Source organism: Micromonospora sp. WMMA1976, assembly GCF_027497335.1.
In the GTDB taxonomy this organism is placed as follows: Bacteria; Actinomycetota; Actinomycetes; order Mycobacteriales; family Micromonosporaceae; genus Micromonospora; species Micromonospora aurantiaca.
Map to the genome: position 1 here is coordinate 142,489 of NZ_CP114912.1, position 25,529 is coordinate 168,017.

Genomic DNA, 25,529 nt, shown 5'->3' on the forward strand with positions numbered 1-25,529 from the left:
TGTCGTCCCCCTTCGATACCCTCAGGCGACTCGACGGCGATGCACGCCGTTGTCCTACGGGGGAAGGGGCATCGTCGTGCGCGCACGAAGAATGCTCGCCGCGTCACTGGGCATAGTGCTCGGTGCCGGCCTGATCAGCGTCGGCACCAGCCCGGCGCAGGCCTACGAGCAGCGCGACACCAGCAAGTCCGGTTGGGCCTACACGGATTCGCACCTGCCGAAGAAGTCGTTCGTCAACCCGTCCGGGGATGCGCCGATCGGTGCGTGGACGGATGCGGCAGGCGCCCGGCACAAGTCCCGGTCCTACTTCACCTTCGATGTCGCACGCTTCCGCGGCACCGTCATCCACAAGGCCGACCTGGTCATCGCGGAGCGGTCGGCGGCGGACTGCTCGACCGCCCAGCCGGTCGAGCTGTGGCGCACCGACCCGATCACGGCGACCACGAGCTGGGAGTCCTCGCCGCGCCGGCGCGAACTGCTCGGCACGGTCCAGGCCGGCGGGGAGGCGGCCTGCCCCGGCTATCTGGTCTGGGACATCATGCCCGCCCTGCAGAAGCTCGCGGATCAGGGCAAGCAGACGCTGACCGTCGAGATCCGGCTGCCGCACGGCTTCGAGTCCAAGCTCTCGCACGGTCGTAAGCTCCGCCCGTTCCCGGTGATCCACAGCGAGTCGAACCACGCGCCGACGGTCGGGCAGATCGGCCTGGAGTTCCCGTCGTGGGCCTGCGGGACGGCGGCGAAGCCGCAGCCCGTGGGGCCGCGCTCCTACACGCTGATGGTCAAGGGCGCGGACGCGGACCCCTACGACTACAACTACAACGGGCAGTTCGCCGCGTGGCCGGTCGGTGACGAGAACCAGCGTGCCGAGCAGTTCGGGTACAGCTACGGCGGCGCCCTGTCGAAGCTCTCCTGGGACATGTCGCAGTACCCCGACGGCACCGTGGTGGCCTGGACCGTCCGGGCGTACGACGGGTACGACTTCTCGGCCTGGGCCAAGCCGTGCTACGTCAAGGTGGACGCGCAGCGACCCGCCGCCCCCGTGGTGACCTCGGAGAAGTACCCGAACGACGGCCTGCCGCACGGTGGGTCGGGGGTGCCGGGGACGTTCACGTTCAAGGCCAACGGCTCGCCGGACGTGGTCGGCTACTACTGGGGCCGCTTCGGCGACACGTACCACTACATCCCTGCGCCGTCGCCCGGCGCCGACGTGACGCTCGAATACACCCCGACCTCGTTCTCCGACTCGCTGAGCGTGCGCAGCGTGGACAGCGCGTCCAACTCGTCCGAGACGGTCCACTACGAGTTCCGGGTGAAGTCGACCGCGCCGCAGGTCGAGGTGACGATGGCCGGCATCGGGCTGCCCAGCAAGCTGGCCGTCTCCACGAACGTGGAGGGGGTCACCGAGTTCGGGTACCGCATCGGCGACGGCGCTGAGACCCGGGTGCCGGTGAACCCCGACGGCCCGACCGAGATCCCGGTGACGTTCGCCGAGGGGGGCCTCGTCAAGGTCGAGGTCCGCAGCTACGCCGGGAGCGAGCTCGTCGGCGGGTACACCGAGAACGTATCGGTCCGCGACCTCCCGACCGTGGAGTCGGACGACTTCGACTTCCCCGAGCACGACGGGGTGGTGGACCGTCCCGGCACCTTCACGTTCCGGCCCGGCCGGACCGGTGTGGTGGCGTACGAGTACACGTTCGGTGGTGGCGATCTGCTGCGCATCGACGCGGCCGCGGACGGCACGGCGGTGCTGCACTGGACGCCCACCGAGGGTGGCTGGCACGTGCTGAACGTCCGGAGCATCAGCGCCGACGGCACTGTCTCGGAGACGCAGGAGCAGCAGTTCAACGTCATCGACACCAAGCCGTACGTCTCCTCCAGCACCTACTACGAGAACGGCGCATGGGGTGGCGTGGGCATCCCCGGTGAGTTCAACTTCGACACCGGCATGCCCGACGTCGACGTCTACCTCTACCGCCTGAACGACGGGCCGGAGCAGGTCGTCGACCCGGACTACAGCTGGGCGCGGGTGACGCTCACCCCGGACCGTTCCGGCAGCAACACGCTGACGGTGCGTACCCGGTTCCAGGACGGTTCCTTCTCCCCGACCCGGACGTACACGTTCGAGGTCAGCGACGCGCCGGTGGTGACGTCCGAGGACTACCCGGAGAACGGTGAGGGCGGCCAGCCCGGGCAGACGGGCCGGTTCACCTTCAACCCGGGCCGCTCCGGCGTGACCGAGTACCGCTACGTGCTGGAGTACACCGGCGAGGAGCAGGTGGTGGCCGCCGGCGCGGACGGCCGGGCCACCGTCGAGATCACGCCGGCGCACTCCGGCTACACGCTGCTGACTGTCACCAGCCGGACGGCCGACGGCACGGTCAGCCCGGAACGCCGGTACTACTTCCGGGTCCGCGACTCCCGGGTGAACGTGAGCAGCGCGTACGACGAGTACAGCCCGCGTGGCGGGATCGGGTCGGTCGGCACGTTCGGGGTCTACACCGAGATCAGCGAGGTGACGACCTTCGAGTACCAGCTCAACGGCGGCGCCTGGCAGAGCGTGCCGAAGAAGCCCGATGCGCTGGTCACGGACATCACGGTGATCATGGACCGCAACGGCGCCAACCTCATCTCGGTACGGGGCCGTACCGCCGCGGGCGACTACACGCCGCAGACCGACTATCCGTTCCTGGTCGGCACGGCGCCGCTCGTCAGCTCTGGCACCTACCCGGCCGGTCAGTGGTCCGGCGGTGTGGGCGTGGCCGGTGAGTTCACCTTCACCCAGGGCAGCCCGGGTGTGACCGAGTTCGAGTACACAGTCGAGGACGGGCAGCCGGTGACCGTGGCCGCGAACGCCGCCGGAGTCGCCACGGCCACCTTCACGCCGACCTCGGCCGGCTCGTACAGCATGCGGGTGCGCGGCCGGACCGCCGACGGCGTGTGGACCGACACGACGAGCTACTACTTCCTGGTCAACTACTCCTGATCCGCTGGTGACGGTGGGCCGCCCGGAACGGGCGGCCCGCCGTCACTCAGTCGACTGTGGGCAGCGACGGCCCGAGCACGTCGTCGGCATCCACGATGGTGTACGCGTACCCCTGCTCGGCCAGGAACCGCTGCCGATGCGCGGCGTACTCGGTGTCGATGGTGTCCCGCGAGACCACCGTGTAGAAGTGCGCCTGCCGGCCATCGGCCTTCGGGCGCAGCACCCGGCCCAGCCGTTGCGCCTCCTCCTGGCGGGAGCCGAACGTGCCGGACACCTGGATCGCCACCGCCGCCTCCGGCAGGTCGATGGAGAAGTTGCCGACCTTCGAGAGCACCAGGGTCCGCAACGAGCCGGAGCGGAACGCGTCGAACAGCCGCTCGCGTTCCTTGTTCGTGGTGGAGCCCTGCACGATCGGCGCGTCCAGGTATTCGCCGAGCTGGTGCAACTGGTCGAGGAACCCACCGATGACGAGGACCTGCTCGTCCGGGTGCCGCTCCACCAGGGCCCGCACCACGGGCAGCTTCGTGCGGGCGGTCGCCGCCATCCGGTAGCGCTCCTCCGCCTCCGCCGTCGCGTACGCCAGCCGCTCGGCGTCGGTGAGCGTCACCCGTACCTCGGTGCACTCCGCCGGGGCGATCCAACCCTGCTGCTCGATGTCCTTCCACGGCGCGTCGTACCGCTTCGGGCCGATCAGGCTGAACACGTCGCCCTCGCGGCCGTCCTCGCGTACCAGAGTCGCGGTGAGGCCGAGCCGGCGGCGGGCCTGGAGGTCCGCCGTGAAGCGGAAGATCGGCGCGGGCAGCAGGTGCACCTCGTCGTAGACGACCAGGCCCCAGTCGCGGGCGCCGAACAGGTCCAGGTGGGTGAACGCGCCGCCGCGCCGCGAGGTGAGCACCTGGTACGTGGCGATGGTGACCGGGCGGATCTCCTTGCGCTCGCCCGAGTACTCGCCGATCTCCTCCTCGGTCAGCGAGGTGCGGGCGATCAGCTCGCGCTTCCACTGCCGTCCCGCCACCGTGTTGGTGACCAGGATCAGCGTGGTCGCCTTCGCCTCGGCCATCGCCGCCGCGCCGACGAGCGTCTTGCCGGCGCCGCAGGGCAGCACCACCACGCCGGACCCGCCGGCCCAGAACGCCTCGACGGCTTCCCGCTGGTACGACCGCAGCGTCCACGGCTTGCCGCCGTCGGAGCCGGACTCGGCCAGCTCGATCGGGTGCGCCTCGCCGTCCACGTACCCGGCCAGGTCCTCGGCCGGCCAGCCCAGCTTGAGCAGCGCCTGCTTGAGCCGCCCCCGCTCGGACGGGTGCACCGCGACGGTGTCGTCGTCGATCTTGGCGCCGAGCATGCCGGCGAGCTTCTTGCTCTTGGCGACCTCGATCAGGACCACTCGGTCCAGGGCGCGCAGCACCAGGCCGTGCACCGGGTCGTTGGCGAGCTGGAGCCGGCCGTACCGGTCCATCGTCTCGGCCACGTCGACGAGCAGAGCGTGCGGCACCGGGTAGCGGGAGTACTTGATCAGCGAGTCCACCACGCCCTCGGCGTCGTGGCCGGCGGCTCGGGCGTTCCACAGGCCCAGCGGCGTGAGCCGGTACGTGTGCACGTGCTCGGGGGAACGTTCCAGCTCGGCGAAGGGCGCGATCGCCATCCGGCACGCCTGCGCGTCGGGGTGATCCACCTCCAGCAGCAGCGTCTTGTCCGACTGCACGATCAGTGGTCCACCGCTCACGCCAGCGTCCTCTCGCATCGCCCGGAACCCGCTGCCCGGAAACTCGTCGCCCGGAACCCGGTCGCCCGGCATCCCGTCCACACCCCGGCTGACCTGCCGCAGGCCGACCATCCAGTGTTGCACGCCGGAGGGCGCCGCAAAAAAGTCTCGCTGGACAGGCAACGTCATACTCGTCCCACACGTCTAGCAAGCGGGACGACTGTCCAGGGAGGGCCCATGCAGCGTGTCCGGTTTCTCGCACGGGCCACCGCCCTGGCGGTGGTCGTGCTGGTCGGTGTCGGCGCCTGCGCGCTCGATCCGCAGGCGGAAGGCGCCGGGGGCAGCACCCCCGGCCCGGTCGGGCTGACGGAGGGAGCATCGGGGGCGAGCGCGTCGCCCATGCCGGAGCAGCCGGTCACGTCCCCGTCGGCGCAGCCGAGCCGGACGGCCTCGCCGAAACCCTCCCGGTCGCCGGAGGCGACGAAGACGACGAAGCCCAAGCCGAAGCCGAGCGCGTCCGCCGGGTGCCCGCAGGGGGAGCACCAGCGGGCGGTGGAGACGTACCTGACGCGGCTGGGCGGCTTCGGGACGCTGACCGTGGACGGCGAGCAGTCCGCCGCCGACTGCGCGGCGATCAAGAAGTTCCAGATCCGGTACGGGATCAGCCCGTCCTCCGGTCGCGCCGGTCCCACCACGTACGACGTGGCGAAGCGGCTCGCCGCCACCGACACCGCGCGGTGCAGGGCCGGTTCCCGGCTCACCTTCTGCGTCGACCTGACCCGGCAGACGGTCTGGGCGATGCGCGGCGGGAAGGTGGTGATGGGTCCGACGGTCACCCGCACCGGCATGTCCGGGTACGCCACCCCGGCCGGCACGTACTCGGTGGGGCGGAAGAACCCGCGCGAGTGGTCCAACCCGTACGAGGTGTGGCTGCCGTACTGGCAGCAGTTCAACGGCGGGATCGGCTTCCACGAGACCACCACCTACCTGCACAACGGCGCGATCGGCTCGCACGGCTGCGTGAACCTGCTGCACCGCGACGCGGTACGCCTCTGGGAGCTGGGTTCGGTCGGCACCCGCGTGGTCGTGATCGGCCGCCGCCCCGGCACCTGAGCCCGCCCGGAACCCGCCCCACCCGTGACCGGACCGCCCGGATCAGGGTTTTAACCCCTGTCCGCGCGATCCGGTTGGTGTAACCCTGGAAGCCGGGTCCATGCCGGGACGGGGAGGGACTGCCATGACCGTTGACCAGGACGTGCTTCCCGAGGACGAACGGACGCGGCAGCAGGAGGTGCCCACGGCGGTGGTGCTCGCCTACGCGGCCGCCGCCGCCGGGGTGTTCGGCTGGTTCCTGTTCGGGCTGTTCGTGCAGCAGCAGGGCTTCGTCGACTCGGTGGGTGAGGCGGCCGGTACCGCGTTCGCGTTGCTGCTGGCCGTGTCGGTGATCGGCACGCTGCGCCGCAACGGCGAGTAGCTCACTCCTCCAGCACTGCCGCCGTGATCCGGTGCAGCGCGAACGTGTGCAGCATCTCCGTCCGGTCGTCCTCGGCGCGCAGGTAACCGGCACCGATCGACACCGGCCGGACCAGCCGGGACGCCGTCGCCCCGTGCGCGTCGACGTAGCCCACCCAGACCAGCGCCTTGTCCCGTACCGCCTGTTGGAGCACCGCCAGCGCGTCGCCGTGCCCGGACACGGGCGCCGGGCCGCCCGCCGCCGGGGCGCCGCGGACCACCGCCGGGGCCCGCCGCGCCGCCCGGGCCGCCGCCTCGCCCCGGCGGATCTGCTCGACCACGCCGAGCAGGCGGGGCATCGGCAGCTTCGGCGTGGCGAGCGGATCGACCGCACGACCGATCGCGGTACGCGCCGGCGCCCGCCGGGTCTTCGGGCGCGCCAGCACCGTCGCGCCGCTGGCGTCCTCTGGCACCGGGGCGTACCCGGCGTCGCGCAACGCGGTGAGCATCCGGTTGACCTGGTACGGGGTGACCAGCACCGTCGGCGCGAGCCGGCGGAACGCCAGCGGCTCCAGCCGCCGGTCCGCCTGCACCTCGGTGAGCAGTGCCTCGTCGTCGCTGCGCACGTACGCGCCGGCCGACCCGACGCGCAGGCCACCGTGCTTGCGGGCCACGTCGTCGACCAGATAGGTCAGGCCCTGCGGCACCGGGGTACGCGAGCGGCGGCGGAACAGCGTGTGCAGGTCGTCGGCGGTGTAGCCGGCGTCGAGCGCCCGCCTGATGCTCCCCGTGGTGACCCGGTGCACGCTGGCTCCGCCCGCCGACTCGTGCTCGGCCACCACGTCCAGCTCGGCGGCGAGCGCCGGGTCGGGCGGGCCGGGCACCACCACCGACAGGTCGGCCTGCACCAGCACGTGGTCGACCGGGGCGGGCAGCAGCCCGTCCAGCGCCCGTACCGTCGTCGAGGCGTCGCCCGACTCGGCGTCGGAGCGCAACCCGAGCGGGTCGTCACCGCGCTCGTCGGCCTCGGTCAGCTCGGCGAGCAGCAGCCGCCCGTACGAGGTGAGCGCGCCGAGCCCGGTCACGCCCAGCGTGGCCGCCTCGGCGAGCACCTCCCGGTGCGCCGTCTCCCGCCCCCGGGCCCGCCGGGGCGCGCGCCAGTCCAGCAGTTCCAGCACCTCCTCCGGCGTCGGGGCGGTGCCGGGTGTCAGGTCGGCCAGCACGGCGAGCACCGCACGACGGGCGGCCGGCGCACCGGCTCGTTCCGCCTCGGCGGAGAGCACCGAGATGGGCCGGTCCCGGTCGTCGCGCTGCCCGATCAGGCCGGCCTGGCGGGGCATCGACATCCAGGCGCGGGCGAGCTGTTCCCAGCGCTGGGCCAGCGACACCGCGCGCCACACCTCGTACCCGCCGGTGGGCAGGATCTGCTGGTCGCCGCCGTACCGGGTGGTGACCGCGCCGGTCAGCTCCATCTCCCCGGTCAGCCCGGCCGCGTACGCCACCTCGAACAGCAGCGCGGTGGTCGGCTCGTCCAGCCCGAGGCCACGGGCGAGCCGCCGCAGGTCGCGGACGCCGACGCCGCCGGAGCGCAGCACCGGTGCCGGTTCCGCGGTCAGCGCCTCCAGCATCGCCTCGGTGTGCCGGACCACCTCCATCGTCTGCCCGGCCCCGGCCGAGTCGACGGACTTGACCTCGCGCGGTGGGCCGGACACCACCGGCGGGCTGGTGCGCAGCGGGCCGAGCGGACCGGCGTCGCGGCGCAGCACCAGCCCCACCTCGCGGGGCAGCTCGACGGTGCCGTTGCGGCCGCCGGACATCCGGACCAGCAGCCGGTGCTCGACCAGCCAGCGGATCGGGGATCCGGTCGGTGCGCCGCCGTTCACCAGGTCGGGCGGGAGCACGTCCTCGGCGCCGGTGGCGGGGGCCTCCAGCGCGCCGGGGGCCACGGTCCCGACCGGTGGCCCGGCGGCGAGCCGGTCCAGGACCGCCCGGGCCGAGGGCGGCGCGGACAGCAGCGTCCGCCGCAGCTTCGCCGGGTCCGCGCAGAGCGCCGCCGCGCGCGGATCAAGCTCCGCCGCCGGTCGGCCCAGCCCCGCCGGGTACGGGGACACCTCGTCGATGCCGCCGGCCACGCACAGGTCGTGTTCGGGGCCGTACAGCAGGAACCGCGCCCGGAGCCGGTCGACGGCGGCGCGGACCGCCGTCGGCGCGGGTGGGTGCGGCCCGGCGGTGGCCAGGGCGAGGATCTGGTCGGTGGAGGTGGCGCCTTCGGGGCCGCGGGTGAGGCGGGCGGCGTCGAGGATCTGGAGGGTGAACTGGTCCAGCCCGTCGAGCGCCCGGGCCACGGAGACCCGGGACTGGGCGCGCAGGGCGAGGGCGGACACGTCGGCCGGCACCGGCACGACGAGGTCCGGCCGCAGCTGGAGCAGCGCGGCGAGGGAGTCGTCGGGGAGGGCCCGCAGGTGGTCGGCGAGTGAGGTGGTCATCGTCGTACCACGCTAGCCCGCTGGGTAGGTTCTCGGCATGTCTCCGCTGATGGTCGGCTTCGACCTCGACATGACCCTGGTCGACTCCCGTCCCGGGATCGCCGCCGCGTTCCGGGCGCTGACCGCGCGCACGGGTGTGCACGTGGACGGGGATCTGGCCGTCTCCCGGCTGGGCCCGCCGCTGCGTACCGAGCTGGCGCACTGGTTCCCGCCGGAGCGTGTCGAGGAGGCGGTGACGCTCTACCGCGAGCTTTATCCGGCGTACGCGATCACCCCGACCGTGCCGATGCCGGGTGCGGAGGCCGCGCTGCGCGCGGTGCAGGCGCGCGACGGCCGGACGATGGTGGTGACCGCGAAGATGGGCCGGCTGGCGAAGCTGCACCTGGACCACCTCGGACTACCGGTGGACGAGCTGGCCGGGGACGTGTTCGCCGAGCAGAAGGCGGTCGCGTTGCGCGAGCACGGCGCGACGCTGTACGTGGGCGACCACGTGGCCGACATGGCCGCCGCGCGAGCCGCGGGAATCCCGGGCGTGGCAGTGGCGACCGGCCCGTGCTCGGCCGACGAACTGACCGAGGCCGGGGCGTACCTGGTGCTTGATGATCTCGTCGAATTCCCGAGGGCGCTGGACCGGATCATCGGGCTAGCCTTGGAGGGGTAGACGGTTCGAGTGGAGCGGGGTTCAACAGGTGCCGACGGGTCGAGTGAAGTGGTACGACGCCGCCAAGGGGTACGGGTTCGTCACCAGTGACGAGGGTGGCGACGTGTTCCTGCCGAAGGGCGCGCTACCGGCGGGTGTCGCCGACCTGAAGGGTGGCCAGCGGGTCGATTTCAGCGTGGTGGACAGCCGGCGGGGCGCCCAGGCGATGGGGGTCAAGCTGCTGGAGGCGCCGCCGTCCGTGGCGGAGCTGCGCCGCCGGCCGGCCGAGGAACTCCACGGCCTGGTCGAAGACATGATCAAGGTGCTGGAGGCGAAGGTCCAGCCGGACCTGCGCCGGGGGCGCTTCCCGGATCGGAAGACCTCCCAGAAGATCGCTCAGCTGGTCCACGCGGTGGCGCGCGAGCTGGAGGTCTGAGGGACGAGCCCGGCGTCGGCGGCCCGGCCCAGCAGCGCTTCCACGGCGGCGAAGCCGGCCTCTCCCAGGTCGGCGGTGAACTCGTTGACGTAGAGGCCGATGTGCCGGTCCACCACGTCGGGCTCCATCTCCTGCGCGTGCGCGAGGACGTACTCGCGGCTCGCAGCCGGGTCGGCCCACGCCTGGCGTACCGACTCGCGGATCCAGGTGGCGGCCTCGACCGGGTCGACGGCGCCCCGGCGGGCCAGGATGGCGCCGAGCGGGATCGGCAGCCCGGTGTCGCCCTCCCACCACTCGCCCAGGTCGACCAGGGCGGTCAGCCCGTGCCGCGGGTAGGTGAAGCGCGCCTCGTGGATGACCAGGCCCGCGTCGTACCGGCCGGCGGCCACGCCCGGCATGATCTCGTGGAACGGCACCACCTCGATGCGCGCCGGTGCCTGGCCGGCCGCCCAGAGGCGGAACAGCAGGTACGCGGTGGTCCGCTCGCCGGGCACCGCCACCGTCGCGCCGGACAGGTCGGTCCGGTCGCCACGGGTCAGCACCAGCGGGCCGCAGCCCCGGCCCAGCGCGCCGCCGCAGGGCAGCAGGTGGTAGTCGTCGAGCAGCCACGGCAGCGCCGCGTAGCTGACCTTCACCAGGTCGAACGCCCCACGCTCGGCGGCGGTGTTGGTGACGTCGACGTCCGCGTAGGTCACCTCGACCGCCGGCGCGCCCGGCACCCGGCCGTGCACGAGGGCGTCGAAGACGAACGTGTCGTTGGGGCAGGGGGAGATCGCCAGGGAGAGCGCCACGGTCCCACCGTAACCCCGGCGGCCGGGCGGCCCGTCACGGCGTCCGGTGTGACGTCCAGCCGGTCCGGTGCAGCCGCTCGATGCCGTCGAGCAGCAGGTCCAGCGCGAATTCGAACTCGAACTGGTCGTCGCAGCCCGGCCCGACCACCGAGTCGTCGTCGTGGGACGCGGCGGTGGCGATGGCCGCGAGGTTGGGGAAGCGGTCGGCCACCTCCGGTGGCAGATCGGCCGGCGCCTCGGGCACCGTCGCGCCGGACCGGCCGGCCTGCCGGGAGGTGTCGAACAGTTCCTGGCTGAAGCCCAGCACCCGGCTGCCCAGCGCGTGCATGACGTGATGGGCCAGGTCGGTGGAGAACCCGCCCGCCCGCAGCGCGCCGACTGTCGAGTCGAGGTACGCCAGGACGGCCGGGGTCGGCGTGGTCCGGGACTCGATCGCCAGCGACGCCCAGGGGTGGCGGAGCAGCATCTGCCGCGCCGACAGGATGCGTCGGCGGATCGCCTGCTTCCAGTCGCCGGGCACCGGCGGGTCGATCTCCGCGACGACGATGTCGATCATGCCGTCGAGCAGTTCGTCCTTGTTCGCCACGTGCTTGTAGAGGGCCATCGGCACGACGCCGAGGTCCTGCGCGAGGTTGCGCATGCTCAGCGACTCGATGCCGGTCCGGTCGGCGAGCACGACTGCGGTACGCAGGACGCGATCCCTGGTCAGGGGTGCCCTTCGCGCCGTCTCCGTCTGCTCCGCCATGTCGTCCCCAGTCCTCCCGAAGGCCGTTGACACAGTAACCGCCTTGACTGGTGTACGGCGTACACCTAGCCTTGTACTCATGAAGGTGTACGCCGTACACCTGGGAGGAGTGCGACATGAAGGCGATCGTCCAGGACCGGTACGGCCCCCCGGAGACACTCGCGCTGGCCGATGTCGAGACGCCCGAACCCGGCCCCGGCGACGTCCTCGTGCGGGTCGAGGCGGCAGCCGTGAACGCGTACGACTGGCACGTCATGCGCGGCGACCCCCGGCTGTCGCGGCTTGCGCTCGGCCTCACTCGGCCCCGCGCCCGCATCCGTGGCCGCGATGTCGCCGGCCGGGTCGAGGCCGTCGGCGCCCAGGTGCGGCACGTACGCCCCGGCGACGCCGTCTTCGGCGACCTCGGCGAGGCCGACGGCGCATTCGCCGAGTACGTCTGCGTGCCCGAGCACCTGGTCGCGCCGCGCCCGACGAACCTGACCCCGGCGCAGGCGGCGGCCCTGCCGCTGGCCGGCGTCACCGCGCTCCAGGGCCTGCGCGACGCCGGGCAGGTCGGGCCCGGCCACCACGTCCTGATCAACGGGGCCTCGGGCGGCGTCGGCACGCTCGCCGTCCAGTTGGCCAAGGCGCTCGGCGCGACGGTGACCGGCGTGTGCCGCACCCGCAACGTCGACCTGGTCCGCTCCCTGGGCGCCGACCACGTGGTCGACTACACCCGCGACGACTTCACCCGCGGCGGGCGCCGCCACGACGTGGTGTTCGACCTGGTCGGCAACCGCTCCCTGGCCGCGTTGCGGCGGGCGCTCACGCCGGACGGGACACTCGTGCTCTCCGGCGGCGGCGTCTACCGGGGCGGCAGCCTGCTCGGCCCGATCGGGCTGCTGGCGCGGGGACGGCTGCTCGCGCCGGTCATCAGCCAGCGCGTCGTCGTCCTCGCCACCTCACCCGGCCGGGCGCACCTCGACGTGCTGCGCGAGCACGCCGAGGCGGGCCGGCTCACCCCTGTGGTCGACCGGACCCATCCGCTGCGCGAGGTGCCCGAGGCCGTCCGCTACCTCGAAACCGAGCACGCGCGCGCCAAGGTCGTCATCACGATCTGACGCCGCCGTCCCCAGCCCGCCGACTTCTCCACAGGGTTGTCCACAGGTGGACGGGATCAGTGGAGGGCGGCCGCCGCGGCGGTGAGCGCGGCGAACGCCTCCCGCATCCGCCACGCGCTCCGGTCACGCGGGCCGATCGGGTTGGAGACGGTCCGCAGCTCGGCGAAGGGCACACCGGCCTGGGCGGCGGCGACCGCCACGCCGTACCCCTCCATCGCCTCGGCCACCGCGTCCGGGTGCCGTTCGGCCAGCTCCGCCGTGCTGGCGGCGGTGCCGGTCACCGTGCTGACGGTGAGCACAGTGCCGACGGTGGCCCCGGGCAGCGCGGCGCGCAGGCGGGCCAGCAGGCCCGGGTCGGCGGGCACGATCCGGCCGCCGCCCAGCAACTCGGGGGGCATGCCCAGGTCCTCGACCGGGATGAAGCCGGCGGGTGATTCGGCGCCGAGGTCGGCCGCGACGCTGCGGTCGGCGAGCACCGTGCCGCCCACCGCTACCCGGCCGACGAACCCTCCCGCGATGCCGGCGCTGACCACCGCCCGGTACGGCCGCCCGGCCGCCTCGGCCAGCGCCAGCAGCCGTGCCGTGGCGGCACCGGCGACGGCCGGGCCGACCCCGACCGGCAGCACAGTCACGTCCGGCGCTGCCGGTGCGGTGAGGCCGGCACGGATCGCCTCGGCCTCGGCCGGCACGGCCGTGACCACGAGCAGACCGGTCACGCCACCGGCCCCCGGGGGTCGCGCCGCTCGGTGTCCTCGACGCCGCCCGGCCCGCCCACCGAGGAGGACGGCCGGTAGATGTGGAAGCCGGGCGGGGCCAGCCCGTCGTCGTCCGGCGGCGGGCCGGAACGCTGGGGCGCCGGTGACGTGGGCGCCGGGTCGTCGAACGAGGTGGTGGCCGGTTTCTCGTCGCGGGTCGCCTGCTCCGCCGCCAGTTCCTCGTCGCCGAGCGGCCGGCCGGCCAGGTGCTCGCCGCGCAGCTTGCCGGCGACGAGCACGCCGCGTACGGCCACCAGCGCGGCCACCGCGGCGGCGACAGTCACCCCGATCAGGCCGGTGAACGGCACCAGCCCGAGCCCGCCCCCTGCTACGAACGCGAGCATCAGCGCGGTCTCCGAGTGCGCGAACGAGCTGGCGCGCAGCCGCTCCGGTATGCGTTCCTGGATCGAGGCGTCCACCGCCAGCTTGGCGATCCCGCTCATCATCGCGGCCACCAGGCAGAGCAGCGCCACCATCGGCAGCGAGAACTTCAGCGCGGCGAGCACCGCCACACCGGCCACCACGATCGTGCCGCTGGACTGGAGCGCTGTCGGCCGGTGGATGCGCAGACGGGTGCCGAGCGCGGTGGCCAGGAACGTGCCGACCGCCAGCGCGCCGCCGACCAGGCCCAGCGCGCCCTGGGCGCCGAGGTCGCGGCCGAAGAAGTCGGTGGTCAGGTCACCGGCCTTGATCGCGAAGGCCAGGAACAGGAGCAGGAAGCCGTAGAGCCCGCGTAGCGCCGCCGCGCCGATCAGCGTGGCGATCACCAGCCGGCCACTGGGGCGACCCCGGCCCAGCGGGCGCTCGCCGTCACGGCGGCGCAGCGCGCGCAGCGGGTGCGGCATCCGCTCCGGCGGCTCGGAGTCGGCCTTCGGTGGCAGCCGGAGCGAGATCACCATGCCGATCAGGAAGATCACCGAGGCGACCCGCAGTGGCCACTGCGGCCCGAACCAGAACGCGGCCAGCCCGATCGGCGCGACGAGCGCGCCGGCCACCGTGCCGTAGACGCTCGCGCGCGCCCCGACCTGGGACAGCCCGAGCCCTTCCGGAAGCAGCCGGGGGACAGCCGCCGAGCGGGCCACGCCGTACGCCCGGGAGAGCGCGAGAACGCCGAACGCCGCCGGATAGAGCCCGAAGCTGCCGATGTAGTCGGAGATCAACCAGGCCAGGAACGCCCGGCCGAGCATGGTGGTGGCCAGCGCGTACCGCCGGCCGTGGCGGAAGTGGTCGAGCAGCGGGCCGACCACCGGGGCGAGCATGGCGAACGGAACCATGGTGACCAGCAGGTAGAGGGCCACCTTGTTGCGCGCCTCGCCCAGCGGCACGTCGAAGAAGATCGTCCCGGCCAGGCCGATCGCGATGAGCGTGTCACCGGCGCAGGAGAGCGCGTGCAGGTCGAACAGGCGGACCATGCCCACCTCGTTGCCGGCGCTGCGGGCCCGGGCGGTCCCGGCCCGCCGGGTCATCCAGCGCCCGCCGTGCATCGAGCCCCGCAGCAGCAGCCGGGTGGCGCGGATGCCGGTGCCGACGGTCCGCCCGAGGAAGGAGCGGCCGGAGCGGGAGGACAGCGCCATGCGTCCCATCCTCGCCCATCCTTTCCACGTGCGCCGCATCACCCGGAGAGAAAGACTCCGGGGAGTGCCTGTCGCCCGTGGACGGGCATGGGGAACAATGGTCCGGTGACCAGGCCCGCCTCCGCCCGCGCTCCCCGGCTCGACCAGGTCTGCGCCGCCGCCGTCGAGGTGGCCCGCGACGCGATCACCGAGGTGGAGCCCACCGACATCGGCGATCATCTCCAAGCGGTCGCCGAGGGCGATCGGGTCGTCACCCACTACTTCGAATGCCGGATGGCCGGCTACCGCGGCTGGCGCTGGGCCGTCACGGTGACCCGGGTGCCGCGCAGCCGGCACGTCACCATCTGCGAGACGGTGCTGCTGCCCGGCCCGGACGCGCTGCTCGCCCCGGGCTGGCTGCCGTGGCAGGAGCGGCTCAAGCCGGGCGACCTGGGCCCCGGCGACCTGCTGCCCACCCCTGCCGACGACGAGCGGCTCGCCCCCGGCTACCTGCTCTCCGACGACCCGGCAGTCGAGGAGACCGCCTGGGAGCTGGGCCTGGGCCGGCCCCGGGTGCTGTCCCGGGAGGGCCGCGCCGAGGCCGCCCAGCGCTGGTACGACGGCGACCACGGCCCGGACGCCGCGATCTCGGTCGCCGCGCCGGCCGCCGCCCGCTGCGGCACCTGCGGTTTCTACCTGCCGCTCGCCGGTTCGCTACGCCTGGCCTTCGGCGCCTGCGGCAACTTCTTCGCCCCGGACGACGGCCGGGTGGTGAGTGCCGACCACGGGTGCGGCGCGCACTCGGAGACCCTGGTCGAGGTGGCCGAGTCGCCCGTCGACGAGCTGCCGACCGTCTACGACGACAGCGCGGTCGAGGCCATGACCGTCAGCCGGGCACCGGGCTCGGTGGAGTCGGCCGAGCCGGCGGAGCCGTACGGCCACCCCTGACGGGTCAGCGCCGTCGCTGCGCGGCGGCAGTGCGTCGGCGACGCCGGTTGGCGTCGTGCCGCATCATCACCGCCAGGCCGGGAAAGCCCCACAGAAAACCGGCCAGGCAGGTCCAGAGCCAGTTCTGACGCCCGGACTCGGTGAGCCAGTCCCGGAAGAAGATCAGTAGCACCAGGCCGGCCACCGCCCAGGCGATCAGCCCGGCGACGGCGAACGGCACCATCGGCGGGTCGAGCGGCTCCGGCCGCGGCTGTTGCTCCTGTGACACCGGCCCAGCCTACGTGATCGTTCTTCCCTGCCGGCCAGGTGATCTGGGACGATGCGCGCGACAAAACCCGGCCGATGACCAGATGAGGAACCATGTCCATTGCCCCGCCGCCGGATCACGGCACGCCGCCCGATCCCGCGCATCCACGTAACGCCTTCGACCGCTACTTCCTGATCTCGGCACGCGGGTCCACGCTGAGCCGGGAGCTGCGAGGCGGCTTCGCCACGTTCTTCACGATGGCGTACATCGTGGTGTTGAACCCGCTGATCCTGGGCAGCGGGAAGGACGGCGACGGCCGTTCGCTTGCGATTCCGGCGCTCGCCGCGGCGACCGCGCTGGTCGCCGGCCTGATGACCATCCTGATGGGCGTGGTGGCCCGGTTCCCGATCGCGCTCGCGGCCGGCCTGGGTGTGAACGCGCTCGTCGCCTACGAGATCGCGCCGCAGATGACCTGGGCGGACGCGATGGGCCTGGTGGTCATCGAGGGTGTGCTGATCGGCATCCTGGTGCTCACCGGCCTGCGTACCGCGGTGTTCCGCTCGGTGCCGACGCAGCTCAAGACCGCGATCGGCGTCGGCATCGGTCTGTTCCTGACCATCATCGGCCTGGTCGACGCCGGTTTCGTCCGGCGTGTGCCGGACGCCGCGAACTCCACCGTGCCGGTGGGGCTTGGCATCAACGGCAAGATCGTCAGCTGGCCGATGCTCGTCTTCGTGGTCGGCCTGCTGATCACGCTGGTCCTGGTGGTACGCCGGGTCCGCGGCGCGATCCTGATCGGCATCCTGGCCTCCACCGTGCTGGCCATCGTGGTCGAGGCGATCGCCAACGTCGGCCCGTCCTTCGTCGACGGCAAGCCGAACCCGAAGGGCTGGGCGCTGAACGTGCCCGAGCTGCCCAAACAGATCGTGGACCTGCCCGACCTGTCGTTGCTGGGCCAGTTCAACGTGCTGAACTCGTGGAGCCGGGTCGGCTGGCTGGTGCCGCTGATGTTCATCTTCACGCTGCTCATCACGGACTTCTTCGACACGATGGGCACGATGGTCGCGATCGGCCAGGAAGGGGACATGCTCGACGAGACGGGCACCCCGCCGAAGGCCAAGGAGATCCTGCTCGTCGACTCGATCGCCGCCGCCGCAGGTGGTGCCGCCTCGGTGTCCAGCAACACGTCGTACATCGAGAGCGCCGCAGGTGTCGCGGAGGGTGCCCGGACCGGCGTGGCCAACCTGGTCACCGGCGCGTTGTTCCTGCTCGCCATGTTCCTGGCGCCGCTGTCGCTGATCGTGCCGTTCGAGGCCGCGTCGACGGCGCTGGTGGTGGTCGGCTTCCTGATGATGACGGCGGTCCGCACGATCGACTGGACCGACTACGAGATCGCCATCCCGGCGTTCCTCACCATCGCGCTGATGCCGTTCACCTATTCGATCTCCAACGGCATCGGGGCCGGCGTGATCAGCTTCGTGCTGCTCAAGGTGGCCAAGGGTAAGGCCCGCGAGGTCCACCCGCTCCTGTACGGCGTCGCCGTGCTGTTCATCGTGTACTTCCTGCGCGGGCCGGTCGAGTCCGTGTTGCTCTGACGCTGGTGAGCCTGGTCATAACGCATGTCGTTAGCCAGGCTCATTAGTTAAGCTAACTAGTGTGACGGAGCGGACGGTGACGGCGAAACGCGTGCCACCGGCGCAGCTGGCTCCTCAGCTGCGAGATGCGATCACCCGGCTCAACCGGCGGGTCCGACAAGCCCGGCCGGTCGGAGACCTCACGGTCACCCAGCTGTCGGCGCTCACCAGCCTCAATCTGGCGGGCGCCCTCACGCCACGGGAACTCGCTGATGTCGAACGGGTGCAGCCGCCCACGATGACGAAGATCGTCGCGAAGTTGGAGGAGCGCGGCCTCGTGCAGCGCACCCCCCATCCGACCGACGGACGGCAGGTCATCCTGGCGGCGACCGAAGGGGGACGGGCCGTACTCGACCAGTTCGAGCGGGCCCGCAACGAGTGGCTGGCCACCCGGCTGGCCGCGCTGACCGAGGACGAACGCGAAACGCTACGGCGTGCAGCGGAGATCCTCCAGGGCATCGCTCGCGCCTGACACCGCCGCCCGCGGTTCGCTTCGTCAGCTGTGGATGAAGCGTACCGACGCAAGGAGGCGCACCTAGAGTGCAGGCCAAGCTGAGCACGATGTTCCAGTCCCTACGAGTCCGTAACTACCGGCTCTTCGCCACCGGACAGCTGATCAAACTGATCGGCGTCTGGATGATGTTCATCGCCCAGGACTGGCTCGTCCTCGAGCTCAGCGACAACTCCGCGACCGCGCTCGGCGTCGTCACCGCGTTGCAGTTCACGCCCGTACTCCTGCTCACGCTGCTGTCCGGCCGGCTCGCCGACCGCTACGACAAGCGGATGCTGCTCTTCGTCGCCAACGCGTTCTGGACCGTCCTCGCGCTGGCCATGAGCATCCTGGTCCTCACCGGCCTGGTGCAGCTCTGGCACGTCTTCACGTTCGCCGCCCTGCTCGGCGTCTCCAACGCGGTCGAGACGCCGGTCCGCCAGGCGTTCGTCTCCGAGCTGGTCGGCATGCCGCTGCTGCCGAACGCGCTCTCGCTCAACGCGGCAGTGTTCAACTCCGCCCGGATCGTCGGCCCCGCCGTCGCCGGCCTGGCCATCGCCGTCGTCGACGTCGGCCCGGTCTTCCTGGTCACCGCGCTCAGCTCGATCGCCCCGCTGGTGAACGTGGTCCGGATGCGTACCGACGAGCTGCACCGCAAGGACCTGCCGCCGGTCGGTGAGCGGGACCAGGCCCGGGTGGTCGACGGCCTCCGGTACGTGGCACGCCGCCCCGACATCCTGCTGCCGATGGTCCTCATGTCGGTGATCGGAATGAGCCTGTTCAACTTCCAGCTCACCCTCGCCGCGCTGGCGAAGACCGTGTTCAACACCGGCGCCGCCTCGTTCGGCCTGTTCAGCACCGCGCTCGCGGTCGGTGCGCTGGTCGGGGCGCTGGCCGGCACCGGACGGCGCAGCCGGCCCTCGGTCTGGCTCGTGCTCGGTGCCGCGATCGGCTGCGCGGTCTTCGGCACGCTCGTCGGGCTCGCCCCGGCGTACTGGCTGGTCGTGACGCTGCTGCTGCCCGCCGGGTTTTTCATGATCTACTTCGCCCAGGCCGCCAACCAGCGCGTACAGCTCGGTGTCGACGCGTCCTTCCGGGGACGGGTGATGGCGCTGTGGGTGCTGGTGTTCCTGGGCACCAACCCGGTCGGCGCGCCGCTGATCGGCTGGGTCGCCGAGAAGTACGGCGCCGGCGCGAGCATCTGGGCCGGCGGCCTGATCTCGCTGACCGCCGCGTTGCTGGCGCTCACCTGGCAGCTGCGCCGCTCCGGCGCCCGCCTGCGGATGCGGGTGCTGCCGATGCCCCGCTTCTACGTGGTGTCGCCCGGGGCGAAGTAGCCCCGATAGCCGGTCGTACCGGTCCGATTACCCAAACGGGTGGCGGGCCGGTGCGGCAGGGCTTAGCGTCGATGTGTGGAAGTGGGGCAGGGAGTGCTGCTGGCGCTGGCGATCCTCGCCGTCTGCTGCCTGCCCGCCCTGTTCGCGCTGCTGTTCTGCGCTGACGAGATCATCGACCGGGTCGCATGCGGGTGGGCCGAGTGGCGGGAGCAGCGCCGGGAACGCCGTACCATCGCGCGGCTCGACCGCGCCATCGAGGCCGAGGCGTTGACCCGCGACATCGACCTCACCGAGTTCGACAAGGACGGCCGCCGTTCGCTGGAACAACTCGCCACCGACCTGCGCCGGCTCGGCGGCCACCGGCTCGCCGCCGCCGACCGCAGCGTGGTGTGGCACGGCGCGGTCATCGAGGCGTACGACGAACGGCTGCGCGCCGCCTGCCACGCGCTCGGCATCGCCGAACACCTGGCCGAGCTGGACGGCGTCGACCGGGAGATCGAACGGGTACGCGTCGAAGGGCTGCTGCACGCCGCCGGGCTGACCCTGCCGGCCGCCCGCGCCGCGCACCACCAGCGGCACCGCTGACCGGGTGCGTCTCTTCGCGGCGATCTACCCACCTGCCGTGGCGGTCGCCGACCTGACCGCCCGGATGAAGGGCCTACGGGTCGCGTCCGCCCGCCACGCCCGCCTGGCCGACCCGGCGAACCTGCACCTCACGCTCGCCTTCCTCGGCGAAGTGCCGGACGACCGGCTGGCCGATGTGAAGCACGCGCTCGCCTCGGCTGCCCGGACGGTTCGCTCCCCACTGCTGCGTCTGGCGGGCGGCGGCAGTTTCGGTGCGGGCCGGTCCACAGTGCTCTGGGTCGACGTGCGCGGCGAGGTGGAGGTGCTCGACGCGCTCGCCCTGTCGATCCGCGACGGGCTGGGCGAGGCCGGGCTGCCCTGCGACGACAAGCCGTTCCGGGCGCATCTGACCATCGCCCGCCCCGGCGACCGGGTGCCCGAGCCCGATCTCCGCGCCGACCTGGCGACCCTGGACGACTACACCGGCCCGGAGTGGCCCGCCGACCGCCTGACCCTGGTCCACAGCAATCCAGGCCCGCCCACCCGCCACACCCGAGTCGCCACCTGGCCGCTGTAGCGCTGCCCTCCGCCCTCGCCCCGCCCTCTCCCGCGATCTTGCAGGTTCGGCCCGGGCGAAAGCCCTGAACCGCCCTCGATCGGGGGCACAAACTGCAAGATCAACGGGGTGAGGGGGAGGGACGGGGGAGAGGGCGGGACGGGGGCTACCAGGCCCAGGCCTCGGGGCCGGGGCCGCCGTTGCCGACCGGCGGGAACAGCTCGTCGAGGCGCGTGAGCGTGGCCTCGTCCAGCTGGACGTCGAGGGCGCCGAGGTTGCGGTCGAGCTGGTCCATCGTGCGCGGGCCGACGATCGGCGCGGTCACGCCCGGCCGGGACAGCAGCCACGCCAGCGCCACATCCGCCGGGTCGTGGCCGAGGTCGGCGCAGAGCTTCTCGTACGCCTCGATGGTGTTCCGGTGCTCGGCCAGCGCGTCGGCCGAGCGGCCGGTGGTGCCGCGCGCCGCGCTGCCGTCGGCCATCTTGCGGATGATGCCGGAGAGCAGCCCGCCGTGCAGCGGCGACCAGGGGATGATGCCCAGCCCGTAGTGCTGCGCGGCCGGTACGACCTCCAGCTCGACGTACCGGGTCAGCAGGTTGTAGATGCACTGCTCGGAGACGAGGCCGAGGAAGTTGCGCTTACCGGCCGCGGCCTGCGCCTGCGCGATGTGCCAGCCGGCGAAGTTGGACGAGCCGACGTAGAGCACCTTGCCCTGCGCGACGAGCGTCTCCATCGCCTGCCAGATCTCCTCCCACGGCGTGGTCCGGGAGATGTGGTGCATCTGGTAGAGGTCGATCGTGTCGGTCTGGAGCCGGCGCAGCGAGTCCTCACAGGCCCGGATGATGTGCCGGGCGCTCAGGCCCTGCTCGTTGGGCCACTCGCCCATCTTGCCGTACACCTTGGTGGCGAGGACGACCTTGTCGCGGCGCCCGCCGCCCTGCGCGAACCAGCGGCCGACGATCTGCTCGGTGACGCCCTCACCGAGCTTCCAGCCGTAGACGTTCGCGGTGTCGAAGAAGTTGATCCCGTGTTCGAGCGCCCGGTCCATGATGGCGAAGCTGTCCGGCTCGTCGGTCTGCGGACCGAAGTTCATCGTGCCGAGGCAGAGTCGGCTCACGGACAGACCGGTGCGTCCCAGGTTCGTGTACTCCATGACTCCACCCTGGCACGCCGGCACTTCGAGTGCCCTCTCAACGAGCCAGGGTGGAGCTTGCGATCAGGAGGATTCGCGGGCCGCCGGGCCGGTGCCGAACAGCACGTCGTCCCAGCTCGGCAGCCGCTTGCGCGGCTTGCCGGCGGCGTCGGTGGACTCGGTGGCCGCACCGCCGGTCGCCGCCGCCGGGCCGGTGCGGCGGGGCCGCAGCACGGCAAGCGAGGGTACGGCCGGGATCTCCTTCGGCGCGTCCGAGTCGTCGTCGAAGGCCGAACCCTGCCCACCACCGAGCAGCGCGGCGGCACCACCGGCGACGGCCCGCTGACGGGGCGCCTCCTGCCCGGCCAGCGCGGCCGGGGAGCGGGTGTCGAGACCACGCCCGGACGTGCCGCCGAGGGGACGGTCCAGCGAGGCGAGCAGCGCGTCCCGGCCGGCGCGGATCGGGTCACGCCCCGGACGGGCGTGCTCGGAGGCGGCCGGCAGGCCGTGTCCACCCCGGCTCGGCTCGCCGCGCGACGGACCGGGCAGCGCGTGACCGCCTCGCTCCGGCGCCGGCTCCTGGCCGAGGATCGGCGTGGGCCGCTCGGCGCACAGGTATTGCGCCATGTCGTCGTGCGGGGCGACGTTCTGCCGGGTCTTGTCCAGATCCCACACCGCCTGCGCGGTGGCCTTGCCGGACGGCCAGGTCGCGATGATCCGCCAGGTGCCGTCGTCGCGGCGGTAGGCGTCCCACGAGATCTTCTCGGTGTCGATGCCGTGCTGGGCCAGCCGGCCGTTGACGACCTCGGCCAGCGGGGTCGGCTTCTCCGCGCCCTTGAGCCGGGTGCGGCGGGCGTGCTGGGCGAGCATGGCCCGCTCCTGGAGCACCGGACCGGCGTAGCGCAGCACCCGGTCGACCGGCACACCGGCGATGCGGGCGACGTCCTCCGCGGACTCGCCGGACCGGATCCGGGCCTGAATGTCCCGTGGGGACAGCGACGGCGTCGGGTCGGTGGCGCTCGGCACCACCGCGAGCGGCGGGGCGCCCGGCTCGGCGTGCAGCGCCGACGCGATCCGCTCGTCGATGGGCAGCGCCAGCAGGCGCCCCACCTCGTCGGCGAGCACCAGGGCCTGGCCGTCCTCGGAGAGGGCGACGAAGCGTACTGGGCGCATGGGCTTGCCTCCGTCCCGCTTCGCTGGCCGTCACGCCACGGGAGCCGGCCACCCGGGCGTCTCGCACCACCGTACGCTCATCTACCCGCCGATGGGGACTGCGACACCCCGGCATGTCGTGACTGAGCTGCGGTAACGATCACGGTGGGTGGCCGCCGGAGCCCCGACGGCCACGCACCGTGACGACGTGATCAGAGTCGCTCTACCACGTAGTCGATGGACGCGGTGAGCGCCTCGACGTCGGCCGGCTCGACGGCCGGGAACAGCGCCACCCGCAGCTGGTTGCGGCCCAGCTTGCGGTACGGCTCGGTGTCGACGATGCCGTTGGCGCGCAGCGCCTTGGCGATCGCAGTGGCGTCCACCCCGTCGGCGAAGTCGATGGTGGCGACCACGTTGGAGCGTAGGGCCGGGTCCGACACGAACGGCGTGGCGAACGACGAGCGCTCGGCCCAGCCGTACACGATGCCGGCGCTCTCGGCGGTGCGCTTGGCCGCCCAGGCCAGCCCGCCCTGGGAGTTCATCCAGTCGGTCTGCTCCGCGGCCAGGAAGATGGTCGCCAGCGCCGGGGTGTTGTACGTCTGCTCCAGCCGCGAGTTGTCGATCGCGGTGACCAGGTCGAGGAAGGCCGGGATGTAGCGGCCCGAATCCTTGACCTCGGTGGCACGGGCCAGCGCGGCCGGCGACATCAGGGCCAGCCACAGCCCGCCGTCGGAGCCGAAGCACTTCTGCGGGGCGAAGTAGTAGACGTCGGTCTGGGCGACGTCCACGTCCAGCCCGCCGGCGCCGGAGGTGGCGTCGACAAGCAGCAGCGAGCCCTCGTCGGCACCCGCCACCCGGCTGATCGGCACCGCGACACCGGTGGAGGTCTCGTTGTGGGGGGTGGCGTAGACGTCCACGCCGGCCTCGGCCACGAGCGCCGGGGCGCTGCCCGCGTCGGACTTGCGGACGGTCGGCTCGCCCAGGAACGGCGCATCCTTGACCGACTTGGCGAACTTGGCGCCGAACTCGCCGAAGCTGGCGAACTGGGCCCGGTCGCGGATCAGGCCGAACGTGGCGACCTCCCAGAACGCGGTGGTGCCGCCGTTGCCGAGCACCACCTCGTACCCCTCGGGGAGGGAGAAGAACTCGGCCAGGCCGCGGCGCAGCCGGGCCACCTGGTCGCGGACCGTCTTCTGCCGGTGCGACGTGCCCAGGTAGCTGGTGGCGACGTCGGAGAGGGCGGAGACCGCGGCCGGACGGACCTTGGACGGGCCGCAGCCGAATCGTCCGTCGGCGGGCCTGATCTCGTCGGGAATCCGGATGGTCGGTGCGTCAGCCACGGTCTGAGGATCCTTCCGCATGGGCGAGAGGTGAGCTGGCAGGGCGCGGACGATGTGCTGCCGCGTGGCGGCGGGCGTCCGAGCCCGTTCCGGCGACACTGCCACGGCCATCCTCGCACCTGCCCGGGCACGTCCGGCGGGCTGTCCCACCCCGGTCGGTGAGGCGTCCGCCACACGTGGGCCGCACCCGTTCCGGAAATGCCGGAGCCCCGCTCCGCCGGCTGGGGAACGGGGCTCCGGGCGAGACGTCAGACGCCGTGCGGGATGGCGTCCCAGCCCTCGACCTGCTGCGGCTTGCGCGGGCCGTGGCCGACGTACGTGGCCGACGGCCGGACCAGCCGCTGGAGCTTCTTCTGCTCCAGGATGTGCGCGGACCAGCCGCCCATCCGGGCGCAGGTGAACATCGAGGTGAACATGTGCGCCGGCACCTCGGCGAAGTCCAGCACCACCGCCGACCAGAACTCGACGTTCGTGGCGAGGACGCGGTCCGGGCGGCGGGCCTGCAGCTCGGCCAGCGCGGCCTTCTCCAGCGCCTCGGCGACCTCGAAGCGGGGCGCGCCCAGCTCCTTGGCGGTACGCCGCAGCACGCGGGCGCGCGGGTCCTCGGCCCGGTAGACCCGGTGGCCGAAGCCCATGAGCCGCTCGCCCCGGTCGAGGACGCCCTTGACGTACCCGTCGGCGTCGCCGCTGCGCTCGACCGCCTCCAGCATGCTGAGCACCCGGGACGGGGCGCCGCCGTGCAGCGGGCCGGAGAGCGCGCCGATGCCGGAGGAGATGCAGGCCGCGGCATCCGCGCCGGTGGAGGCGACGATCCGGGCGGTGAAGGTGGAGGCGTTCAGGCCGTGCTCGGCGGCCGAGATGAAGTACGCGTCGACGGCCTTGACGTGCCGCGGGTCGGGCTCACCCCGCCAGCGCTTCATGAACCGCTCGACGATGGTCTCCGCCTTGTCGATCTCCTTCTGCGGCACGGCCGGCAGGCCCAGGCCGCGCGCCGACTGGGCGACGAAGGACAGCGCGGTGACCGACACCCGGGCCAGGTCCTCGCGGGCCTGCTCGTCGGAGATGTCGAGAAGCTGGTTGAGCCCCCAGTACGGCGCGAGCATGGCGACCGCGGACTGCACGTCGACGCGGATGTCACCGGAGTGCACCGGCACCGGGAACGGCTCGGCCGGCGGCAGGCCCGGGCCGAACCGGCCGTCCACCAGCAGCGCCCAGACGTTGCCGAACGAGACCTGGCCGATCAGGTCCTCGATGTCCACGCCCCGGTAGCGCAGTGAACCCCCCGCGCGGTCGGGTTCGGCGATCTCGGTCTCGAAGGCTACGACGCCCTCCAGGCCCGGTTTGAAATCGGACATGTCGTCTCCTGGCTTCGGCTCGGCGCGCCCGGGCGGGCTGATCGAGCCCCGCAGCTCAGGCGACCCTTCAGGGATGTGGTTCGGAACATCTTGCCCGCTGGGTAACAAGCTGCGCGACCCACAGCCAC

General features: G+C 72.6%; 23 protein-coding genes. 12 read left to right on the forward strand and 11 right to left on the reverse strand.

What is annotated here, in order from left to right; translation table 11 throughout:
* The first annotated feature begins 76 nt into the window (after positions 1 to 76).
* Positions 77 to 2,983 (forward strand): hypothetical protein, encoded by a 2,907-nt coding sequence (locus tag O7546_RS00690; RefSeq protein ID WP_269695972.1) that lies wholly within the window; start codon positions 77 to 79, stop codon positions 2,981 to 2,983.
* A gap of 46 nt (positions 2,984 to 3,029) precedes the next feature.
* On the opposite strand, the gene O7546_RS00695 is transcribed toward O7546_RS00690, so the two are convergent.
* Positions 3,030 to 4,709, reverse strand: a complete 1,680-nt coding sequence (locus O7546_RS00695) for a DNA repair helicase XPB (protein WP_194798902.1) — start codon at positions 4,707 to 4,709, stop codon at positions 3,030 to 3,032.
* A gap of 216 nt (positions 4,710 to 4,925) precedes the next feature.
* Between O7546_RS00695 and O7546_RS00700 the strand changes: the two genes are divergently transcribed.
* Both O7546_RS00700 and O7546_RS00705 read left to right on the forward strand, forming a co-directional pair.
* A complete protein-coding gene (locus tag O7546_RS00700) occupies positions 4,926 to 5,801 on the forward strand; it encodes a L,D-transpeptidase family protein (protein WP_194798901.1) in 876 nt (291 codons plus the stop codon).
* A gap of 124 nt (positions 5,802 to 5,925) precedes the next feature.
* Positions 5,926 to 6,162, forward strand: coding sequence for a hypothetical protein (locus O7546_RS00705; protein WP_194798900.1), 237 nt, complete (start codon positions 5,926 to 5,928; stop codon positions 6,160 to 6,162).
* 1 nt (position 6,163) lies between these two features.
* Here O7546_RS00705 and O7546_RS00710 read toward each other — a convergent pair whose 3' ends face one another.
* The gene (locus O7546_RS00710) at positions 6,164 to 8,626 is read right to left on the reverse strand and encodes a helicase-associated domain-containing protein (protein ID WP_194798899.1); all 2,463 of its coding nucleotides are present in this window, start codon (positions 8,624 to 8,626) and stop codon (positions 6,164 to 6,166) included.
* Positions 8,627 to 8,663: 37 nt separating this feature from the next.
* Here O7546_RS00710 and O7546_RS00715 point away from each other — a divergent pair, with 37 nt between their 5' ends.
* A complete protein-coding gene (locus tag O7546_RS00715; RefSeq protein WP_194798898.1) occupies positions 8,664 to 9,287 on the forward strand; it encodes an HAD hydrolase-like protein in 624 nt (207 codons plus the stop codon).
* A gap of 28 nt (positions 9,288 to 9,315) precedes the next feature.
* Positions 9,316 to 9,702, forward strand: a complete 387-nt coding sequence (locus O7546_RS00720; RefSeq protein WP_030503574.1) for a cold shock domain-containing protein — start codon at positions 9,316 to 9,318, stop codon at positions 9,700 to 9,702.
* Here the strand turns inward: O7546_RS00720 and O7546_RS00725 are convergent.
* Positions 9,663 to 10,493 carry a 1,4-dihydroxy-6-naphthoate synthase gene (locus O7546_RS00725; RefSeq protein ID WP_194798897.1) on the reverse strand — a complete coding sequence of 277 codons (831 nt, stop codon included), beginning with the start codon at positions 10,491 to 10,493 and terminating at the stop codon, positions 9,663 to 9,665. The two genes, O7546_RS00720 and O7546_RS00725, sit on opposite strands and share 40 nt — an antisense overlap.
* Before the next feature lie 34 nt (positions 10,494 to 10,527).
* Positions 10,528 to 11,238, reverse strand: a complete 711-nt coding sequence (locus O7546_RS00730) for a TetR/AcrR family transcriptional regulator C-terminal domain-containing protein (RefSeq protein WP_194798896.1) — start codon at positions 11,236 to 11,238, stop codon at positions 10,528 to 10,530.
* 116 nt (positions 11,239 to 11,354) lie between these two features.
* Here O7546_RS00730 and O7546_RS00735 point away from each other — a divergent pair, with 116 nt between their 5' ends.
* Complete coding sequence (locus tag O7546_RS00735) at positions 11,355 to 12,338, forward strand: NAD(P)-dependent alcohol dehydrogenase (RefSeq protein WP_194798895.1); 984 nt, start codon at positions 11,355 to 11,357, stop codon at positions 12,336 to 12,338.
* Positions 12,339 to 12,394: 56 nt separating this feature from the next.
* On the opposite strand, the gene O7546_RS00740 is transcribed toward O7546_RS00735, so the two are convergent.
* On the reverse strand, positions 12,395 to 13,054 hold the full coding sequence (locus O7546_RS00740) for a futalosine hydrolase (protein ID WP_194798894.1): 660 nt from the start codon (positions 13,052 to 13,054) through the stop codon (positions 12,395 to 12,397).
* Positions 13,051 to 14,667 carry an MFS transporter gene (locus tag O7546_RS00745; RefSeq protein ID WP_194798893.1) on the reverse strand — a complete coding sequence of 539 codons (1,617 nt, stop codon included), beginning with the start codon at positions 14,665 to 14,667 and terminating at the stop codon, positions 13,051 to 13,053. The genes O7546_RS00740 and O7546_RS00745 overlap by 4 nt, the downstream gene beginning before the upstream one ends.
* An 87-nt stretch (positions 14,668 to 14,754) precedes the next feature.
* Between O7546_RS00745 and O7546_RS00750 the strand changes: the two genes are divergently transcribed.
* Entirely contained in the window at positions 14,755 to 15,594 is an 840-nt protein-coding gene (locus O7546_RS00750) for a DUF3027 domain-containing protein (RefSeq protein WP_281600354.1), read from the forward strand.
* Between the two features lie 4 nt (positions 15,595 to 15,598).
* On the opposite strand, the gene O7546_RS00755 is transcribed toward O7546_RS00750, so the two are convergent.
* Positions 15,599 to 15,862, reverse strand: coding sequence for a DUF2530 domain-containing protein (locus tag O7546_RS00755; protein WP_269695978.1), 264 nt, complete (start codon positions 15,860 to 15,862; stop codon positions 15,599 to 15,601).
* A 92-nt stretch (positions 15,863 to 15,954) separates the two neighbouring features.
* Between O7546_RS00755 and O7546_RS00760 the strand changes: the two genes are divergently transcribed.
* From O7546_RS00760 to thpR, 5 genes are all read left to right on the forward strand, one after another.
* A complete protein-coding gene (locus O7546_RS00760; protein WP_030274922.1) occupies positions 15,955 to 17,436 on the forward strand; it encodes an NCS2 family permease in 1,482 nt (493 codons plus the stop codon).
* Between the two features lie 61 nt (positions 17,437 to 17,497).
* Complete coding sequence (locus O7546_RS00765; RefSeq protein ID WP_194798891.1) at positions 17,498 to 17,947, forward strand: MarR family transcriptional regulator; 450 nt, start codon at positions 17,498 to 17,500, stop codon at positions 17,945 to 17,947.
* Positions 17,948 to 18,015: 68 nt separating this feature from the next.
* Entirely contained in the window at positions 18,016 to 19,302 is a 1,287-nt protein-coding gene (locus O7546_RS00770; protein WP_194798890.1) for an MFS transporter, read from the forward strand.
* A 75-nt stretch (positions 19,303 to 19,377) separates the two neighbouring features.
* Positions 19,378 to 19,887 (forward strand): hypothetical protein, encoded by a 510-nt coding sequence (locus O7546_RS00775; protein WP_269695980.1) that lies wholly within the window; start codon positions 19,378 to 19,380, stop codon positions 19,885 to 19,887.
* 4 nt (positions 19,888 to 19,891) lie between these two features.
* Positions 19,892 to 20,443, forward strand: a complete 552-nt coding sequence (gene thpR, locus O7546_RS00780; protein ID WP_269695982.1) for an RNA 2',3'-cyclic phosphodiesterase — start codon at positions 19,892 to 19,894, stop codon at positions 20,441 to 20,443.
* 145 nt (positions 20,444 to 20,588) lie between these two features.
* Here thpR and O7546_RS00785 read toward each other — a convergent pair whose 3' ends face one another.
* From O7546_RS00785 to O7546_RS00800, 4 genes are all read right to left on the reverse strand, one after another.
* Entirely contained in the window at positions 20,589 to 21,575 is a 987-nt protein-coding gene (locus O7546_RS00785; protein WP_194798887.1) for an aldo/keto reductase, read from the reverse strand.
* 63 nt (positions 21,576 to 21,638) lie between these two features.
* Positions 21,639 to 22,727 carry a septation protein SepH gene (gene sepH, locus O7546_RS00790; RefSeq protein ID WP_194798886.1) on the reverse strand — a complete coding sequence of 363 codons (1,089 nt, stop codon included), beginning with the start codon at positions 22,725 to 22,727 and terminating at the stop codon, positions 21,639 to 21,641.
* Positions 22,728 to 22,918: 191 nt separating this feature from the next.
* The gene (serC, locus tag O7546_RS00795) at positions 22,919 to 24,046 is read right to left on the reverse strand and encodes a phosphoserine transaminase (RefSeq protein ID WP_194798885.1); all 1,128 of its coding nucleotides are present in this window, start codon (positions 24,044 to 24,046) and stop codon (positions 22,919 to 22,921) included.
* Between the two features lie 248 nt (positions 24,047 to 24,294).
* Positions 24,295 to 25,401, reverse strand: coding sequence for a citrate synthase 2 (locus O7546_RS00800; RefSeq protein WP_013283721.1), 1,107 nt, complete (start codon positions 25,399 to 25,401; stop codon positions 24,295 to 24,297).
* Positions 25,402 to 25,529: the final 128 nt, after the last annotated feature.